At 68.0% G+C, this 13695-nt stretch carries 11 protein-coding genes and 1 pseudogene; 10 read left to right on the plus strand and 2 right to left on the minus strand.

Annotation, left to right across the window (positions count from 1 at the left end; translation table 11 throughout):
* Positions 1 to 69 precede the first annotated feature (69 nt).
* Positions 70 to 2553 carry a DNA gyrase subunit A gene (gyrA, locus tag GQS65_RS20825; protein ID WP_158206544.1) on the plus strand — a complete coding sequence of 828 codons (2484 nt, stop codon included), beginning with the start codon at positions 70 to 72 and terminating at the stop codon, positions 2551 to 2553.
* 201 nt (positions 2554 to 2754) lie between these two features.
* Here the strand turns inward: gyrA and GQS65_RS20830 are convergent, their stop codons facing one another.
* A complete protein-coding gene (locus GQS65_RS20830; RefSeq protein ID WP_158206545.1) occupies positions 2755 to 3075 on the minus strand; it encodes a hypothetical protein in 321 nt (106 codons plus the stop codon).
* A gap of 182 nt (positions 3076 to 3257) precedes the next feature.
* Between GQS65_RS20830 and GQS65_RS20835 the strand changes: the two genes are divergently transcribed.
* The 9 genes from GQS65_RS20835 (at position 3258) to GQS65_RS20875 (ending at position 12649) form a co-directional block, all read left to right on the plus strand.
* Complete coding sequence (locus GQS65_RS20835) at positions 3258 to 3695, plus strand: DUF5793 family protein (protein WP_158206546.1); 438 nt, start codon at positions 3258 to 3260, stop codon at positions 3693 to 3695.
* An 84-nt stretch (positions 3696 to 3779) separates the two neighbouring features.
* Complete coding sequence (locus GQS65_RS20840) at positions 3780 to 5144, plus strand: phosphomannomutase (RefSeq protein ID WP_158206547.1); 1365 nt, start codon at positions 3780 to 3782, stop codon at positions 5142 to 5144.
* A 133-nt stretch (positions 5145 to 5277) separates the two neighbouring features.
* Positions 5278 to 6444, plus strand: coding sequence for a BMP family lipoprotein (locus tag GQS65_RS20845; RefSeq protein ID WP_158206548.1), 1167 nt, complete (start codon positions 5278 to 5280; stop codon positions 6442 to 6444).
* A 53-nt stretch (positions 6445 to 6497) separates the two neighbouring features.
* Positions 6498 to 8075: an ABC transporter ATP-binding protein gene (locus tag GQS65_RS20850; RefSeq protein ID WP_158206549.1), complete on the plus strand. Its 1578-nt coding sequence runs from the start codon at positions 6498 to 6500 to the stop codon at positions 8073 to 8075.
* Positions 8072 to 9454 (plus strand): ABC transporter permease, encoded by a 1383-nt coding sequence (locus GQS65_RS20855; RefSeq protein ID WP_158206550.1) that lies wholly within the window; start codon positions 8072 to 8074, stop codon positions 9452 to 9454. Before GQS65_RS20850 ends, GQS65_RS20855 begins: the two co-directional genes overlap by 4 nt.
* A gap of 40 nt (positions 9455 to 9494) precedes the next feature.
* The gene (locus GQS65_RS20860; protein ID WP_199268522.1) at positions 9495 to 10568 is read left to right on the plus strand and encodes an ABC transporter permease; all 1074 of its coding nucleotides are present in this window, start codon (positions 9495 to 9497) and stop codon (positions 10566 to 10568) included.
* 69 nt (positions 10569 to 10637) lie between these two features.
* Positions 10638 to 11066, plus strand: a complete 429-nt coding sequence (gene cdd, locus GQS65_RS20865; RefSeq protein WP_158206552.1) for a cytidine deaminase — start codon at positions 10638 to 10640, stop codon at positions 11064 to 11066.
* A gap of 306 nt (positions 11067 to 11372) precedes the next feature.
* On the plus strand, positions 11373 to 12182 hold the full coding sequence (locus GQS65_RS20870) for a nucleoside phosphorylase (protein ID WP_158206553.1): 810 nt from the start codon (positions 11373 to 11375) through the stop codon (positions 12180 to 12182).
* A 50-nt stretch (positions 12183 to 12232) separates the two neighbouring features.
* Entirely contained in the window at positions 12233 to 12649 is a 417-nt protein-coding gene (locus GQS65_RS20875) for a rhodanese-like domain-containing protein (RefSeq protein WP_158206554.1), read from the plus strand.
* Between the two features lie 261 nt (positions 12650 to 12910).
* Here GQS65_RS20875 and GQS65_RS20880 read toward each other — a convergent pair.
* Positions 12911 to 13695, minus strand: a pseudogene (locus GQS65_RS20880) (NAD(P)/FAD-dependent oxidoreductase); the annotation flags it as partial.

The following is a 13695-nucleotide window of genomic DNA, read 5'->3' on the forward strand; positions in this document are numbered from 1 at the left end:
GGCTCTCACCGTGACGCATCGCCAGCCGACCGCGAACGCGTCCACCAGCGACACACCACGGAGGCACCAATGAGTTCAGACCTCCCCGGCGAGACCCCGGACGTCCCGGCCGAACGCGTCACGCCCGTGCGCGTCGAAGAGGAGATGGAACAGTCGTACATCGACTACGCGATGAGCGTCATCGTCGGGCGGGCGCTCCCGTCGGCGAAAGACGGTCTCAAACCCGTCCAGCGGCGCATCCTCTACGCGATGCACGAGGCGGGCATCTCCAGTCGTGCGGGCCACCGCAAGTCCTCGAACATCGTCGGGGACACGATGGGGAACTACCACCCCCACGGTGACAGCGCCATCTACGACGCGCTCGCCCGGATGGCCCAGGACTTCTCGCTGCGCTACCCGCTCATCGACGGGCAGGGGAACTTCGGGAGCGTCGACGGCGACCCGCCCGCCGCGATGCGGTACACGGAGGCGCGCATGGCTCCCATCGCGGAGTCGATGCTGGCGGACATCGAGAAGGACACCGTCGACTTCGAGGGCAACTACGACGACCGCCTGACCGAACCGACGGTGCTGCCCGCCGCCGTCCCGAACCTCCTGCTCAACGGCGCGTCGGGTATCGCTGTCGGGATGAGTACGAACATCCCGCCGCACAACCTCGAGGAGGTGGTCGACGCGGCCATCGAACTCATCGAGAACCCCGACTGCACCGTCGAGGACCTGGTCCACGGCCCGGAGGGCGAGGGACCGGTCAAGGGGCCGGACTTCCCGACGGGCGCGAACATCGTCGGTCGTGAGGGCATCGTCGACGCCTACAAGACCGGTCGTGGAAAGCTCCGGGTGCGGGCGGAACTGGAGGTCGAGGAAGAGGAGCGCCGAATCGTCGTCACCGAACTCCCGTACCAGGAGAACAAGGCACGGCGCATCGAACGCATCGCGGACGACGTCAACGACGGCCGCATCGAGGGTATCTCGGACATCCGCGACGAGTCCGACCGCGAGGGCATCCGGGTCGTCATCGACCTCAAACGCGGCGCGAACGCCGACGTCGTGCGCAACCAGTTGCTCGAACACCACCTCGAACGCACGTTCAGCGTCATCTCGCTCGCGCTGGTCGACGGCCAGCCTCGCGTCCTGAACCTCAAGCAGATGCTCGAACAGTTCGTCGAGCACCGCCGGAACGTCGTCCGCCGCCGCTCGCAGTTCGAGTTGGACGAGGCCGAGGACCGGGCGCACATCCTCGAAGGCCGCCTGCAAGCGCTGGAGAACGTCGACGACGTGGTCGAACTCATCCGCAACAGCGAGGACCGCGACGCCGCACGTGCGGCGCTCCAGGAGGCGTACGACTTCTCCGAGCGCCAGTCCGACCACATCGTCCGGATGCAACTCGGGAGCCTCACGTCGCTCGAAGCCGCGGAACTCGAAGACGAGTACGACTCCGTCTCCGCGGAAATCGAGCGGCTGGAGACCATCCTCGGCGACGAGTCCGAACTGCTCGGCGTCATCAAAGACGAACTCCGGGACGTCAGAGACGAGTTCGGCGACGAGCGTCGAACCTCCATCGTCGAGGACTACGGCAACGTCACCCGCGAGGACCTCATCCCGAAAGAGGAGATGGTCGTCGTCCTCACCGAGGAGGACTACGTCAAGCGGATGCCGCTGTCGTCGTTCGACCCACAACACCGCGGCGGGAAGGGTATCATCGGTGCTCGCCTGAAAGACGGCGACCGGGTGTCGAAGGCGTTCCAAGCCTCCACCCACGACTACCTGCTCTGTTTCACCGACACGGGGCAGGTCCACCAACTGAAGACCTACGAGTTGCCAGAGATGGGTCGGACCGCTCGGGGTCGCTCCGCGGTCAACATCCTCAAACTCGACCGCGGGGAGAACGTGACGGCCATCGTCAACGCCGACGAACTCGACGACGACGAGTTCCTCACGATGGCGACCCGCTGTGGGTACATCAAGCGGACCCCCGTCACCGAGTTCGGTAACATCCTCTCGACCGGTATCCGTGCCGTCAAACTCGAAGAGGACGACGAACTCGTCGACGTGGCCGTCACCGACGGGACGGGCGACGTCATCATCGGGACGCGTGACGGGATGACCATTCGGTTCGACGAGACGGAGGCCCGTTCGATGGGGCGCTCCGCACGCGGGGTCAACGCCATCAAACTCCAGGAGGACGACGAAGTCGTGGGACTGGTCGGGACGACCGACGGCGACACGTCGCTCCTGACGGTCACCTGGCACGGCTACGGCAAGCGGACGCCGCTCTCGGAGTACCGCGTCCAGTCCCGGTACGGGAAGGGCCTCATCGACATCAAGACCAACGAGCGCAACGGACCGGTCGTCGCCTTGGAGACCGTCTCCCCGGCCGACGACCTGCTCATCATGAGCGAGAGCGGCCAGATCATGCGGACGCCCGCCGAGGAGGTCTCCGAGCAGGGGCGGAACACGATGGGGGTTCGAGTGATGAAACTCGACGAGGACTGGGTCGCCAGCGTCGACGTCTTCTCGTCGAGGAGCGCTGACGACGACGAGACCGACGAGTAGGACGGATCCGAGACGCTCTCGGGGGCGCTCCGTTCGGTTCCGAGAGCTCCACACACGCCGGTGTGGTGTCTCGTCGTCGACTCGTCGGTCGTCCCGAACGGGCCGCCGAGCGACTCGTCGTGCGTTCGGCCGGACGCCGCCGGCGTCCACGTCGCCGTTTCGAGCGGCCGGAGTCGAGGCTGTCGGCGTTCCGTGAGCGTGTCACTCGTCGTCCGGACCCGCGTCGAGTCGGCCACGTCGTTCGTCCCAGTCGCTTAGCGCGTCGAGTTCTGACTGTGAGCGGCCGGCGGCCGTCCCGAGACGCCGTTCGAGCGCGAGCGGGTCGTCCGCGACGGATCCGACCCGGCGAGCGATGACCACGAGGGGAACGACCACGAACGTGAAGAGTGCGAGAAGGAGGCTCCCGGCGAGTGCCTGTCCGAGCGTCGCGCCCGCCGCGACCAGGACCGCTGCGACGACGAGCGCCACCACGCCGACGACGAGCACGAGCCAGCGCGTCCGGCGAACGAGGGACCGAGCCATACCGGATGGACGGGTTCCGGAGGGAAGTCCTCAACGACCGGCCGACCGACCGGTTTCGCTGCGGTCGGTCCTCGGTGGCGGACAGTTCGTCCGCTTATCACGGCTGGTTGAGAGTTCTCGGGGTGCTCTCCCCGGTCTGCCGGCGTCACGTTCTTGGCGCGTGCGGCCCAATCTCTCCTCGAATGAGGCGCGACTACTTCACCATCGACGTGGACACGACGGGGCCCAAGCCGGTCGTAACCGTCGAGTTCGACGGCCCCGATGGGCTGTTGGACGAACGACTGACCGACGAGTCGGGTGCTCCGCTCGACGCCGAGGACGTCGACATCTCCTATCGGCTCCGCGAACCGGTCGCCGACGACGCCAAAGGGGTGCTCGCGCTCTCGGACCGCTACACCGGCGAGTTCCGCTTCGAGTTGAACGCGACGGCCGGGACGGTGCTCGGCCTGGTGCGAGCGGCGCGGGCGGCCGACGAGGAGGGTGACGACGACAGCTTCCGACTCGTCGTCGAGCACGACCGCCCGCTGCTCGACATCGAGGCCGACACGCTGCTCGTCTACGACGAGAACGGCGGTCTGCTCCGGCGTCACTCGCTGCTGTCGAGCGGCGTCGAACTCTGAGGTCGGTCCCCCGGTCGTTCCGACGGCACGAGGCGTTCCACCGGAGACGAAACCAGCTAAGTAGCCGCCGCTGAAGCGTGAGGTATGGACCTCTTCGGAACCGCGGGCATCCGCGGCGATGCCCGCGAGCGCGTGACGCCCGAACTCGCGCTCGCGGTCGGACGGGCGCTGGCGGGGGAGCTCCGCGCACAGGGCGGGGACGAACTGGTCGTCTCCCGTGACGGCCGGACGACGGGGACGGGCCTCGTAGCGGCCGTCGAAGCCGGGGCGACGAGCGGCGGGGCCACCGTCCGCCGGGCGGGGCAGTTGCCGACGCCCGCGCTCGCGTTCGCGTCACAGGGCCGCTTCGGGTTGCAGGTCACCGCGAGTCACAATCCGCCGACGGACAACGGGCTGAAGCTGTTCGTCGACGGCGAGGAGTTCGACGCGGCGGCCGAAGGGCGTATCGAGCGGGCCGTCGAGGACGGTACGACACCGGAACGGTGGGACGTGTGGGCCGGGACGACGCACGTCTCGCCGCTCGCGGCCTACCGCGAGGCGGTCACCGAGTTCGCGCTCGGTCACGGCGACCCGCTCGACGGACAGACGGTGGTCGTCGACTGTGGAAACGGGATGGCCGCGCTGGCCACCCCGCAGGTGCTGCGAGCGCTCGGCGCACGAGTCGTCACGCTCAACGGGAACGTCGACGGCCACTTCCCCGGGCGACCCTCGAAGCCGACGCCCGAGACGCTCGGCGACCTGATGGCGTTCGTCGCCGGGAGCGACGAGGACGACGTCCTCGGCATCGCCCACGACGGCGACGCGGACCGTATCGTCGTCGTCGACGGCGACGGCGAGGTGGTCCACGAGGACACCGTCCTCGCGGTGCTCGCGGAACACTACACGACGACGAGCGACGCCGCCGACCCCGTCGTGGTGACGACGCCCAACGCGTCGGGGCGCATCGACGAACGCGTCGAGGCGACCGGTGGCCGCGTCGAACGCGTGCGTCTCGGCTCCCTCCACGAGGGCATCGCGGCCGCCCGCGCGGCGGGGGGCGACGTCGTCTTCGCCGGGGAGCCGTGGAAGCACATCCACACCGCGTTCGGGCCGTGGATAGACGGCGTGGCGAGTGCGGCCGTCCTCGCCGTCCTGGTCGCCGACCGGAGTCTCGACGCGCTCCGGGGACCGGTCACCGAACGCCCCTACCGGAAGGTGAGCGTCGAGTGTCCCGACGACGCGAAGGCCGCCACGATGCGGACGCTCGAATCGGCGCTCCCCGACGCGTACCCCGAGGCGGGCGTCGAGACGGAGTACGGCGTCCGGCTGGCGTTCGACGACGGGTCGTGGGTGCTCGTCCGACCCAGCGGGACCGAACCGTACGTCCGGGTGTACGCCGAGAGCGAGTCCGTCGACGAGTTGGTCACGGACGTGGTCGGCCGGGTCGAGTCCGCCGTCGCCGACGTGTAGCCTCCTCGACTGTATCTGCTCGGCCGACTCAATAGTCGTCGCCGAGCGGGTCTCGGATACAGTGGTTCGCAATAGGTGAAAAACGATGACCTTATTCAACCCTCGTCACAGAGCAAGAGTAGGTGCCTAATCTATGGACCGTCGCAAGTTTCTGAAGGGGGTCGGTGTCGCGGGAGTCGCGGGTCTCGCCGGGTGTACCGGTGGTCCCGAGGCAGAAAACGAGAGTACGGAACAGCAGACCGGGAGTGGCGGTGGCGACTCGACGGAGGCGTCGACCGACGCGATGACCGAGGGTGAGACCACTGAGACCACCACCGAGGAGGAGTCAGGCGGCGGGGGCGAGGGCGACGTCAACGTCGGGATGGTCTACGCGACCGGCGGTCTGGGTGACGGGTCGTTCAACGACCAGGCCCAGACCGGACTGCAGCAGGCCGCAGACGAGTTCGGTATCGACTACAACGAGTCCGAACCGTCCCAGCCATCGGAGTTCTCGACGTTCCAGCAGTCGTACGCCGAGTCGACGGACCCGAACTACGACCTCGTCTCGTGTATCGGCTTCCTGCAGGCCGAGGCGCTCGGCGAGACGTCCTCGCAGTTCCCCGACCAGGACTTCATGATCGTCGACGCCGTCGTCGAGGCCGACAACGTGGCGAACTACGTCTTCGCGGAGCACGAGGGGTCGTACCTCGTCGGCCAGATGGCCGGGCTACTCACGACCGAGCAGTTCTCCGCCGGCGGCGGCGAGACGAACGAGGACACCGTCGTCGGCTTCGTCGGTGGCGTCGAGAGCGGCCTCATCGAGCGCTTCGAGGCCGGGTTCACGGCCGGCGTGCAGGCCGCCAACTCCGACGTCGAGGTGCTGAGCACCTACGTCGGTGACTTCAACGACCCGACCGGTGGCCAGCAGGCCGCCAACTCCATGTACAGCCGTGGTGCGGACATCGTCTACCACGCCGCCGGGAACACCGGGACGGGCGTCTTCTCCGCCGCGCAGTCGGCGGGTCGATTCGCCATCGGCGTCGACCGCGACCAGTCGGTGACCAAGTCGAACTTCTCGGACGTCATCCTCGCCAGCATGGTCAAGCGCGTCGACACGGCCGTCTACAACTCCATCGAAGCCGTCGTCAACGACAGCTTCGAGGGCGGTGCGACGACCGCGCTCGGCCTCGAACAGGAGGGTGTGGGCGTCGTCTACGGCGGTGGCATCGGCGGACAGATTCCGAGCGGTATCAAGTCACAGGTCGAGGAGTCTCGACAGGCCATCATCGACGGCGAGGTCGAGGTCCCGACGACGCTCTGAACCGGGCGACGAACTAGTACACTTTACCAACGAACGTTGCCACTCTTTCACCGATGACGACCGCCGTCCACCTCGACGGAATCACGAAACGTTTCCCCGGCGTCGTCGCCAACGACGACGTCGACCTCCCCGTCGAGCGCGGCACGGTCCACGCGCTGCTCGGGGAGAACGGCGCGGGGAAGACCACACTGATGAACGTCCTCTACGGCCTCTACAGCGCCGACGAGGGCCGTGTCATCGTCGACGACGTCGAACGGCACTTCGACACCCCACGCGACGCCATCGACGCCGGTATCGGGATGATCCACCAGCACTTCATGCTGGTCGACCCGATGACCGTCGCCGAGAACGTCACGCTCGGCTCGGAACCGCGCAAGTGGGGGGGACTGGCCGTCGACCGCGACGCCGCCACCCGGAGCGTCGAGGACCTCTGTGACCGGTACGGCTTCGACGTGCCCCCCGAGGCGCGTATCGAGGACGTCTCCGTCGGCGTCCAGCAGCGCGTCGAGATCCTCAAGGCGCTGTATCGCGGGGCCGACACGCTCATCCTCGACGAACCGACGGCCGTCCTGACGCCACAGGAGGTCGAGGACCTGTTCGAGGTGTTCGACGAACTCACCGACCAGGGCAAGACCATCATCTTCATCACGCACAAACTGGGCGAGGCGATGCACGCCGCCGACGAGATCACCGTCCTCAGAGACGGGCAGAACGTCGGGACCGTGCCCGCCGACGAGACGACCCGCGAACAGCTCGCCGAACTCATGGTCGGCCGGGAGGTGCTCCTCGAAGTCGAGAAGACCCCCGCCGACCCCGGCGACGAGGTGTTCGCCGCCGACGGCGTCACCGTCCGCGACGAACGCGGTATCGAGGTCGTCTCGGACGTCTCGCTGTCGGTCAGGGAGGGCGAGGTGCTCGGCATCGCCGGCGTCGACGGGAACGGCCAGTCCGAACTCGTCGAGGCGCTGACCGGCCTCCGGGACCCCACCAGCGGCCGACTGTCGCTCGCGGGCGATGACGTCTCCGAGCACTCGCGTCGCCGCCGAATCGAAGCGGGGATGGCGTACATCCCCGAGGACCGCCACGAGCAGGGACTCGTCATGGACTTCGACCTCGTCGAGAACGGCCTGCTCGGCAGTCAGCACTCCCCACCGTACGCCCGACGTGGGCGGCTCAGTTGGAACGACGCCCGGCGCCACGCCGAGGCCATCATCGATGAGTACGACGTGCGCCCCCCGAACGCGGACGCACGCGCCGGGTCGCTCTCCGGTGGGAACCAGCAGAAGTTCATCGTGGGCCGCGAGTTCGCCCGCGACCCTCGGTTCGTCGTCGCCATGCACCCCACTCGTGGGGTCGACATCGGGTCGACGGAGTTCATCCACGAGCAGTTGCTCGGCCTGCGTGACCGCGGAGCGGGCGTCCTGCTCGTCTCCTCGCAACTCGACGAGGTCCGTGGTCTCTCGGACCGCCTCGCGGTGATGCACGACGGCGAGTTCATGGCCGTCGTCGACCCCGCCGAGGTCACCGAGGAGGAGATCGGCCTGCTGATGGCCGGCGAACGACCCGGCGGGGTCGACGAGGACGCCGAACCCGAACCGAGCACCGCGCAGGCCGACGGAGGTGAGCGATGAGCGACGACGGGAACGACACGACACCCGACGGAAGCCAGGGAAACGGCGGAATCGACGGGACCGACGGGACCGACTGGCGTGGGCGTGGCCGGTCCGTCCTCGACCGACTGGTCGAGGCGAGCGTCTTCGAGCGCGTCCTCATCAGTCTCGCCGCGCTCGTGCTCTCCATCGCCATCGGCGTCGTCATCATCCTCGCCGCCGGCCGGACGGCGACGTGCGAGTCCGCGGCGACGACGTACTTCGGCGTCGGCTTCTGTTACGACCCGTTCCGGGTCTACGACCGGCTGTTCCTCGGAGCGCTCGGCAACCCCATCAACCCGCTGTTCGACCCACTGCACGGGCAGTTCGCCGCACCGTTCCGCGAGGGGTGGACGCCGTTCAACCCCCGACTCGCGGACACGATGACGGAGACGACCATCCTCGTGCTGACGGGGCTGTCGGTCGCCGTCGCGTTCAAGGCCGGTATCTTCAACATCGGGACGCAGGGTCAGATGGTCGTCGGCGGACTGGCGAGTACGCTCGCCATGCTCGCGCTCGCCCCGCTGTTCTCGGGGGTGACGGCCACGCTCGTCCTCCTGCCGATCGGCCTGCTCGTCGGTGCGCTGTTCGGCGGTCTCTACGGGGCGATACCGGGGGCGTTGAAGGCGTACGCCGACGCCAACGAGGTCATCACGACCATCATGCTCAACTTCGTCGCGTCGCTGGTCGCGTTGTATCTGGTCCGCGAGCAGTTCCAGGACCCCGACAGCTTCTCGACGAAGACCAACGACCTACCGGCGGGCGTCGAGTTCCCCAAACTGGTGTACGCACCCAGCGACGAGTTCTCGGTGCTCGCGTTCGTGTTCGTCCTCCTGCTGACCGGGGCGACCTACTACGTCCTGCGTTACACGTCGTTCGGCTACGACCTGCGGACGAGCGGTCTCCAGCCGGACGCCGCCGAGTACGGCGGTGTCGACGCCGCCAAGACCATCGTCGCCAGCATGACCATCTCCGGGGCGCTCGCCGGGGTGGCCGGCACCGTCTACGTGGTCCTGCTCTACGGCTACTTCCAGCCGGGGCTCCCCGCCTACGGGTTCGACGGCATCACCGTCTCCATCCTCGCGGGGAACAACCCGCTGGGCGTGGTGCCCGCGGCGTTCCTCTTCGGCGTACTCAAGAGCGGTGCCATCTCCATCCAGACCGACCCGAACGTCGACATCCCCATCCAGCTGGTGGGCGTCCTGCGGGGCCTCATCATCCTGTTCGTGGCGATGCCGGAGTTCTTCCGTCTCATCGGTAAGCGGGCGAACGACCTCGGCGGTCGCTCGCGCGACCGCACGGGTGGGTCCGGCCCCGTCCGCTCGGACGGCGGCGTCCTCGGGGGTGAGGGCGATGAGTGAGGCGACCGCAGACGCCGGGAGCGACGACTCGTGGCTGTCGATGGACAACAGTCGGGTGCTCGTCGTCGGTAGCGTCGCCGTCGCGCTGGTCGTCCTCTTCCTCGCGGGGACGCTGTTCCCCGACTCGACGGCGGGCGCGCTCGTCGACATTCTGCTCCTCCCGAGCACGTGGTCGTCGACGCTGACGCTCGCGGTGCCCATCGCGCTGGCCGCCGTCGGCGGCATCTTCGCCGAGAAGTCGGGCGTCATCAACATCGGGCTGGAGGGACTGCTCATCATCTCGGCGTTCGCCGCCATCTTCGCGGCGGACACGACGGGCAGTCTCTGGCTCGGGTTCGGTGCGGGCATCCTCGCCAGCGTCCTGCTGGCGGCGGTGTTCGCCGTCGTCTGCATCGAGTTCCGGGCGAACCAGATCATCGCGGGACTCGCTATCTGGCTCATCGCGCTCGGGTTCGCACCGTTCGCGGCGCGAATCGTCTACGGCGGGCCGAACACCGCGAGTCTCTCGAACAGCGTCCCGACGGTCAGGAACGCCGGCATCCCGGTCGTCTCGCCGGTGTTCGACTCGCTCGCGGAGACGAGCATCCTGGGACCGTTCCAGGCGCTGTTCCGCGCCTCGCCGACGGTCTACCTGATGTTCGCCGTCGCCATCCTCGGGTGGTACGTCCTCAACCGGACGAAGTTCGGGATGTGGGTCCGCGCGAGCGGTGAGAACCCGAAGGCGCTCGACACGAGCGGCGTGAACGTCCACCGCGTGCGCTACGCGGCCGTCCTCCTCTCGGGCGTCTTCGCCGGGATGGGCGGGGCCGCGCTGTCGTACAACGTCGGCCAGTTCACCGGCAGCGGCCAGACGATGGTCAACGGCAAGGGGTTCATCGCCATCGTGGCGTACCTCTTCGGGAACTACAACCCCATCGGGGCGTTGCTGTCGACGTTCCTGTTCACCATGCTGGAGGCCATCCAGACGCCGCTGCAGTACGCCGGTATCGGCGTCCCCCGGACGCTCGTCCAGACGCTCCCGTACGTCGGCGTCATCGTCGTCCTCGCGCTGGTCGGCCGCACCCGTATCCCGGCGGCGGCCGGCGACCACTACGAGACCGGCGAGGACCGGTAACGCTCTCCGCCACCGCGTCGCGGACTCGCAGTGCGGTGCCTATTTCTCCGGACCGCCGGAATCCAGCCTATGGACGATTCAGCACTCGTCGAACGTGCCCGCGAGGCGTTCGACGCCGCGTACGTGCCGTACTCGGAGTACCCGGTGGGGGCCGCCCTCGAAACGGCCGACGGAACGGTGTTCGTCGGCTGTAACATCGAGAACGCGAACTACTCGAACTCGCTGCACGCCGAGGAGGTCGCCATCGCCGAGGCGGTGAAGAACGGCCACACCGAGTTCTCGCGTCTCGCCGTCGCGTCGGGCGCTCGGGACGGCGTGACACCCTGTGGGATGTGCCGCCAGACGCTCGCGGAGTTCGCCGACACCGACCTGCGCGTCCTCTGTGACCAGGATGACGGCGTCGCGGAGTACGCGCTGGGCGACCTCATCCCCAACACCATCTCGCTGTCGACGCTCGAAGACGCCGAGCAGCGACGTGAGTACACGGACGACGAGTGACCCGACCGCACCGTCACCGAGCACCGAGCACCGGCCGCCGGCCGAGATATCGGGACTCACACAGCGGCTATCTCCTCGTCCGACCACCCAGTAGCCGTGACTCCCTCCAGTACCGCTACGTCGGGTGGCTCGTTCGCTGTCGTCGTGAACCACGTGGGTTTCTCGGGATCGGTAGTCGAGAGCGGCACCGAGGCCGGATCGAACTGAAACCGGGTCGAACGACCCGTGTTCCGGAGCGATTGAAACTCGAAGGTGCCTCGACGGTGGCTTCGACCGACTTTTGGTCCGCTGCAATCGAGTGACTCCATGAGCGATTCCGACGCCGAGGACGTACAGTACCACATCGAAGTCGGGCCGGGCGACGTCGCGGAGACGGTGCTCCTGCCCGGCGACACCGAGCGAGTCGAGACCATCGTCGGTCAGTGGGACCGCGCCGAAGAGGTCGCCGACCACCGCGAGTACCACACCGTCACCGGCGAGTACGAGGGGACGCCCGTCTCGGTCACGTCGACGGGAATCGGCGCACCGTCGGCCGCCATCGCCGTCGAGGAACTCGCCCGTGTCGGCGTGGAGACGTTCATCCGAGTCGGGTCGTGTGGCGCGATTCAAGAGGAGATGGACATCGGTGACCTCGTCGTCACCTCCGGTGGCGTCCGTCTCGAAGGCACCAGCGACGCCTACGTCCGGGAGTCGTACCCCGCCGTCGCCGACTTCGAGGTCGTCACGGCGCTGGTCGCCGCCGCCGAACGTCTGGGTCACGACTACCACGTCGGTCTCTCGGCGTCGGCCGACTCCTTCTACGCCGGGCAGGGCCGCGAGGGGTTCAACGGCTACGAGTCGCCCGACGGGGAGGCGCTGTTCGAGGAGATGAAGAACGCGAACGTGAAGAACTTCGAGATGGAGGCCAGCGCCATCTGCACGCTCGCGAACGTCTACGGCCTCCGTGCCGGCGCGGTCTGTACCGTCTACGCCAACCGCGCGACCGGCGAGTTCCGGACGGAGGGTGCCGACAAGGCGTCGGAGACGGCGAGTCTCGCCACCCACCTCCTCGCACGGATGGACGAAATCAAGGCCGAAGCCGGTGCGGACCGCTGGCACGCCGGCCTCTCGCTGTAGTCGACCACCCCGGCGACAACGCTTTCTGCCGTCGCACCGCGTGACGGACGATGACCGAACTCAGCCAGCACGCGTGGGAGATGGCCGAGGCTGCCGAGGAACACGTCGAGACGGTCACCGTCGAGCAGGTCCGCGACGGACTCGAGGACGAGGCCGTGACGCTCGTCGACATCCGCGACGTTCGGGAACTGTGGATAGCGGGGACGATTCCCGGCGCGAGACACGCTCCACGCGGGATGCTGGAGTTCTGGGTCGACCCCGAGACGGAGTACTACCGCGACTGGTTCGACCCGTCCCGTCGCTACGTCCTGTTCTGCAACGAGGCCGGCCGTTCGGCGCTCGCCGCGAAGGCCCTCCAAGAGATGGGCTTCGAGGACGTCGCACACCTGACCGGGGGGTTCACCGCGTGGCAGGAGGCGGGCTACGAGGTCGAGGAGGTCGAGCAGCGCGACTACAAGAGTCGGTAGCTGTCTGGTTGGGCGAACACGGCGACACGCACCGCTCACACGCGAGGGGGCGCGTCACGCTCCGCTCGACCCGTCGCGTGGCTGGACTCAGCGCACGGCGGTGCTAGCTTCGTTCCCGTAGTTGAACCGACGTGCGGTGCGGCCGCGGTTACGCCAGCGTGTCGTACCGCGAGCGAACGAAGTGAGCGAGCGGCGTTTTTCGTGCAGGTTTTTGCGCCGAGAGGTGGTGCGAAGCGCCACCCGAGGTGGAAAAACGTGCTGTTACATATCCGGCCACGCCTTCGCGGCGCGGCCGGGGCCGGCGACCTTGGCGATCCAGCGGGCGGCGATGGCCTTCTTGAGCGTCTCGGCGGGCATCCCGCCGAACGGGTTGCCGAGCACGCGGGCGATGGCCTGGTCCGCGCCGTCGACGGGCTTGACGTCCTGTGCGACGGCCTCGTCACCGACGGAGATGACGGTCCCCTTGTCCTTGTAGCGCCACTCCTTGAGCGGCTGGTCGTTCATCGCGCGCTTGACGTTCTCGCCGACGACTTCCGCGGCGTCCCAGGCGGCCTGCGCCGTCGGGGGCGCGGGTTCGTCGCCTGGCTGGTCGACGAGCGCGGAGTCGCCGATGGCGAAGACGTTGTCTTCGCTCGTCTTGAACGTCGAGGAGGCGTGTAGCCGGTGGGAGCGCTCGTCCTGACCGATGTCGAGCTTCTCGGCGACGTTCTGGCCGGTGATACCGCCGGTCCAGAGCAGCACGTCGTAGTCGAGTTCCTTGTCGTCGCCGACGTAGACCGTCTCGTCGTCGACCTCGCCGATGAACTCGCCGGTGTGAATCTGGATGTCGCGTTCGCGGAGCATCTCGTCGAGTTCGGTCTGAATCGTCGGCGCGCCGGCGGAAGACGCTCTCCAGGCCCTCGACGAGGTGGATGTCGATGGGCGCACGGTGCATGTCGCGGAACTCCGCGATCTCGCCCGCGGACTGGATGCCCGAGAGACCCGCGCCGCCGACGATGACCTGTGCGGGGTCCGACCGCGTCGCGTCGTCGCGCCTCCCGGATGGC

Source organism: Halomarina oriensis, assembly GCF_009791395.1.
Taxonomy (GTDB): Archaea; Halobacteriota; Halobacteria; order Halobacteriales; family Haloarculaceae; genus Halomarina; species Halomarina oriensis.